Raw genomic sequence first — 4,522 nt, 5'->3', positions numbered from 1 at the left:
CATCTCAACGAATTGAAAACTTATCATTACCAATAATTTTTATGAACACCTAGGGTCTGTTGGTTTTGCGGATTAAAGTTTATTCAATCCAGGGGTGGTTTAATCGCGGCGTGAGGTTTGTAACCTAGTGGGCTAAGTAAAAACCGAGCAACAAAGAGTAAACCTCCTTTGGGTCGAACCCAAAGGGCAGCGCGTGTTTGGCATTTATGCTGTGTTATCGCCTATTTATGTGGAATAACCACACTACATAGGCTCTGCCTTGTCTAAATACCAAACACACTGCTGTAAACTTAACCTCGAAAGATAAACAGACCCTAACTGTTAGTCGTTTTTAACGCTGTCATTAGCAAATGACATTCTAGTCGTTCATCGCTATTTAAGCCCTGTGTCTTGTCTTTTATTAATAGGGTCTCTAGTCGATAATTTAAACACTGATCTTCAATAAATTTAAAAGTATTTTGAAAAACAGTCTCTAAACGCTCTTCATTTATTTGATGTTGCCATGTCGCTAACTTAGTTAGTGGCTCATAGTCATCAGTATCTCTAAATGATTCGAGAATTTGTGCAGTGGTAATGCCATCTTTTTGTAACGCTTGATGTTGTAGGCGTAATAACAAGCCGATTCCTGCAATATTCATTTGTGCTAAATCAGGCAGGTAGGGCACGCTTTTCGCCAAATTAGGATGCTGAATTAAAATACCTATCGCTTGGCGCATGGGGGTAATTTTAAATTTGCGTTCAATTGCTTGCTGTTGTTTTGGCGTTTTTAAGTGATTATTAAGTTGCTCACGGGTGCGACCAATTAATCGGCCTAACTGCTCTAGGATATTTTCTTGATAGAACTCACTCGGGATCTTTTCAATTAATGGCAATGCTGCACTAAGTAGCTTAGCTTTACCGGAATCAAGCGTTAAATCAATCTCTTTACTTAGTTTATTAAACAGCACTTTAGTGAAGTCATCGGCGTTTTCAAGGCGTTGCTCAAAAGCCTCTTTACCTTCTTGTTGAACGAGTGAATCAGGGTCTTCACCATCGGGTAAAAATACAAAATGCAGTGCTTTGCCATCGTTTAAGTAAGGAAGTGCATTTTCCAGTGCACGCCACGCGGCATCTTTACCTGCACGGTCACCGTCGTAGCAACAAATAACTTTGTCAGTGGTTCTAAATAAGGTGTGCATATGCTCGCTGGTTGTCGCTGTGCCGAGTGCGGCAACTGCGTATTCTATTCCTTGTTCAGCCAGCGCAACGACGTCCATATAACCTTCGACTATAAGTATATGATCGAGTTTTTTATGTGCTTGTTTTGCTTCATAAAGGCCATAAAGTTCAAAGCCTTTGTGGAATATTCGTGTTTCAGGAGAGTTTAAATATTTTGGCCCCTGATCTGCTTGCATTACACGGCCACCAAAAGCAATTACGCGACCGCGTTTATCACGAATAGGAAACATTAAACGATCACGGAAAAAATCGAATTGCTTACCTGGCGTTTTTTCAGATGCGAGCTTCAGCTCAACTAATTGCTCTTTTTGTTCTTGATTACGTCCAAGCTGTTGGCAGAGGCCTTCCCATTCGCTGGGCGCATAGCCCATCATAAACTTTTTAACTGTTGCGCCGCTTAAGCCGCGACCTTTTACATAGTCTATTACTGTTTCAGAATTACTATGATGTTTTAACTGGTGTTGATAAAAACGCGCTGCATGGAGCATTAAATCGTAGTCTGAACGTTTTTGTGCTGCGGTGCGTTCTGGGCCATTACTACTTCCTTGTTCGCGAGGAACATCTAGGTTAAGTAAACTGGCTAGCTCTTCAATTGCATCAACAAACTCAAGTTTGTCATATTCCATAACAAAAGAAATAGCATTGCCGTTAGCGCCACAGCCAAAGCAATGATAAAACTGTTTATCTTGCGATACAGTAAACGAAGGCGATTTTTCATTGTGAAAAGGACAGCAAGCTTGATAGTCTTTGCCCGCTTTTTTCAACCCTACCTTTGAGTCAATCAGGTCGACAATATCGGTTCGTGCCAATAAATCATCGATAAAGTTGCGTGGGATCTTTCCAGCCATTGTTTAAAGTACAGCCCTAAGGTAAATATAAAAGTGTTAAAAGCGAATTATAATACGCAGAGATTGGAACACAAATGCATATTTTTTTGAAGTGCTCTAAACGAAGAAACCGAGCTCAAGGCTCGGTTTACTTCAATCATACTTAATGTATGTGGGAGTATTAGGCAGTTAATCGTTGCTTAATTAAACCTGAGATTTTGCCCATATCGGCACGACCTTCGGCTTTGCTTTTGATTATACCCATTACTTTACCCATGTCTTGCATACCTGCTGCGTTAGTATCAGCAATAGCCGCGTCAATGAGAGCAATGATTTCTTCTTCACTCAATTGTTGAGGTAAAAAAGCTTCAAGTGCTGTAATCTCATTGGCTTCAATTTCAGCTAAATCATCACGCCCAGCATCTTTGTACTGAGTGTAAGAGTCGCGACGTTGTTTAACAAGCTTCACTATAACGGAGGTAATACCTGCGTCGTCTAGTGTTATTTGCTCGTCAATTTCACGTTGCTTGATTGCAGCAAGTACCATGCGAATAGGATTAAGACGTTGTTTGTCTTTAGCTCTCATCGCATCTTTTTGCGCATCTTTTAGCGTTATTAAAAGGCTCATTTATACAAGACCTAATATATTAGTATAATTTAACGCGACGAGCGTTATCACGAGAAAGTTTTTTCATGTGACGTTTAACAGCAGCTGCTTTTTTACGCTTACGCTCAGCTGTTGGTTTTTCATAGTGCTCGCGACGACGAACTTCTGAAAGGATACCTGCTTTTTCACATGAACGCTTGAAGCGACGAAGTGCTACGTCAAACGGTTCGTTCTCTCTTACTTTAATTACTGGCATTAAAAATTCACCTACCTAAATTATGAGCGTTGCTCAAGTTGATCAAACATTGATCAAGTGGTTCAAAAATGGTGCGGTATTGTAATCCGAAGCAACACCACATGTAAAGGATAATATTAACAGAAACCCGACCGCTAAAACAGTGTTAATTTATATGCCGTTGGTATAGCCTGCAAAAAACTTGCCCAGCTTTTTTCTCTTTTATTAACAACCAGTTACTAGGTGCTTTAAACGAGCTTAACTCCGTTTCTACTTCAACATATATTAGTGCGTCAGGGTCGAGCCATTGATTATTTTCTAATAAATCACAGCATGATTGGGCTAAATTTTTGCGAAATGGCGGGTCAATAAAAACTAAATTAAATGTGTCATTGGTGTTTTTGCTTTCAAGAAAGGTCAAAGTATTAGTATTAAGTACCTGTGCATTTTGTGCATTAAGAGTGGCAATATTTTGCGTTAGCTGTTTTGCTGCTAGCGGATCAAGCTCTAAAAATGTGGTGTTTTTAGCAAAGCGAGATAGCGCTTCAAATCCTAAACCACCAGAGCCGGCAAAGCAATCGAGAGTGCGTGCATCTCGGGTATCGTGCATTAACCAATTAAATACTGTTTCTTTTATTCTGTCGGTTGTAGGGCGCAAGCCTTGAACGTCTTTTACTGGCAGTTTACGACCGCGAAATTGGCCGCTAATGATTCTAATAACGCCATCGACTGATTTATGGGTGGTGTTATTTGGTGTGATTTTTTTTCTCATTTAACTCACTAAAAATTGGTATCTATGATCTAGCTCAGATAATATTGCAATCATATCACGGCGTGTCATTTTTCAACTGCGCTAAAAGTGTTACTATTATGCACCCTCGAGGATAACGTGTTGCTAAAAAGCAATTATTTAGGCTTAAAAGCACGCTATCATTATCGTTAGTTTATCAGATTTTTATAAGTGGTTATTAGCAAGTATGGCAAAAAAAAGTAAATTCATGTCGTGGCTCGGTTTTGGCAAGTCAGATAAAAAACAAGCAGAAGCTGATAAACAACAAGCATTAGCAAACGAGCAGGCAGAAAAAGCCGAACAGGAGCGCTTAGCAGCAGAGAAGGCCGAGGCAGAGCGTTTGCAAGCTGAAGCCGAACGTTTAGAACAAGCCCGAATTGCAGCTGAACAAGCTGAAGCAGAACGTTTAGCGCAAGAGCAAGCTGAAAAAGCCGAACAACAAATAGCTGCCGAAAAAGCAGAGACAGAGCGTTTAGAGCAAGAAAAACAGGCGCAAGCACAACGCGCTGCGGCAGCAGAAAAACAAGCGATTGAACAAGCTAACGCTGAGCTATTGGCTAAACAACAGGCAGATGCCGAGCAGCAAAGACAAGAGCAAGCTCAACGTTTAGCAGAACAAGAAGCGCAAATGTTGTTAGAGCAAGAGCGTATAGCAGCTGAAAAAGCTGAGAATGATCGCCTAGAACAACAACGCATTGCGGCTGAACAAGCTGAGAATGAGCGTTTAGAGCAACAGCGCATTGCAGCAGAGCAAGCTGAAAATGAACGTTTAGACCTACGGCGTCTTCGCGCAGAACAAGCGGCGGGGGGGCGGTGGGGGGGGGGGGGGGGTGCGGGGGGGCGCG

4 protein-coding genes and 1 pseudogene are annotated in these 4,522 nt (G+C 41.4%); 1 reads left to right on the top strand and 4 read right to left on the bottom strand.

All coding sequences use genetic code 11. From position 1 onward, the window contains the following. Window positions 1–314: 314 nt before the first annotated feature. From dnaG to rsmD, 4 genes are all read right to left on the bottom strand, one after another. Window positions 315–2,066 (bottom strand): DNA primase, encoded by a 1,752-nt coding sequence (dnaG, locus tag CWB76_RS19000; protein ID WP_138609680.1) that lies wholly within the window; start codon window positions 2,064–2,066, stop codon window positions 315–317. Window positions 2,067–2,226: 160 nt separating this feature from the next. Beyond that, window positions 2,227–2,673: a GatB/YqeY domain-containing protein gene (locus CWB76_RS18995; protein WP_008114877.1), complete on the bottom strand. Its 447-nt coding sequence runs from the start codon at window positions 2,671–2,673 to the stop codon at window positions 2,227–2,229. A 19-nt stretch (window positions 2,674–2,692) separates the two neighbouring features. Then, entirely contained in the window at window positions 2,693–2,908 is a 216-nt protein-coding gene (rpsU, locus tag CWB76_RS18990; RefSeq protein WP_002957797.1) for a 30S ribosomal protein S21, read from the bottom strand. Between the two features lie 145 nt (window positions 2,909–3,053). After that, a complete protein-coding gene (gene rsmD / locus CWB76_RS18985; protein ID WP_138609678.1) occupies window positions 3,054–3,659 on the bottom strand; it encodes a 16S rRNA (guanine(966)-N(2))-methyltransferase RsmD in 606 nt (201 codons plus the stop codon). 205 nt (window positions 3,660–3,864) lie between these two features. Between rsmD and CWB76_RS18980 the strand changes: the two are divergent. Next, window positions 3,865–4,522: pseudogene (locus tag CWB76_RS18980) on the top strand (signal recognition particle-docking protein FtsY); the annotation flags it as partial.

It is taken from the genome of Pseudoalteromonas sp. S1609, assembly GCF_005887255.1.
Lineage (GTDB): Bacteria > Pseudomonadota > Gammaproteobacteria > Enterobacterales > Alteromonadaceae > Pseudoalteromonas.
Note: the sequence above shows the minus strand (reverse complement) of the source record. Positions and strands in the feature narration are given on the sequence as shown.

What these genes read in the sequence shown, in the direction of transcription:
- dnaG (WP_138609680.1), bottom strand. Translation starts at nt 2,066, where the DNA reads ATGGCTGGAAAGATCCCACGCAACTTTATCGATGATTTATTGGCACGA.
- CWB76_RS18995 (WP_008114877.1), bottom strand. Translation starts at nt 2,673, where the DNA reads ATGAGCCTTTTAATAACGCTAAAAGATGCGCAAAAAGATGCGATGAGA.
- rpsU (WP_002957797.1), bottom strand. Translation starts at nt 2,908, where the DNA reads ATGCCAGTAATTAAAGTAAGAGAGAACGAACCGTTTGACGTAGCACTT.
- rsmD (WP_138609678.1), bottom strand. Translation starts at nt 3,659, where the DNA reads ATGAGAAAAAAAATCACACCAAATAACACCACCCATAAATCAGTCGAT.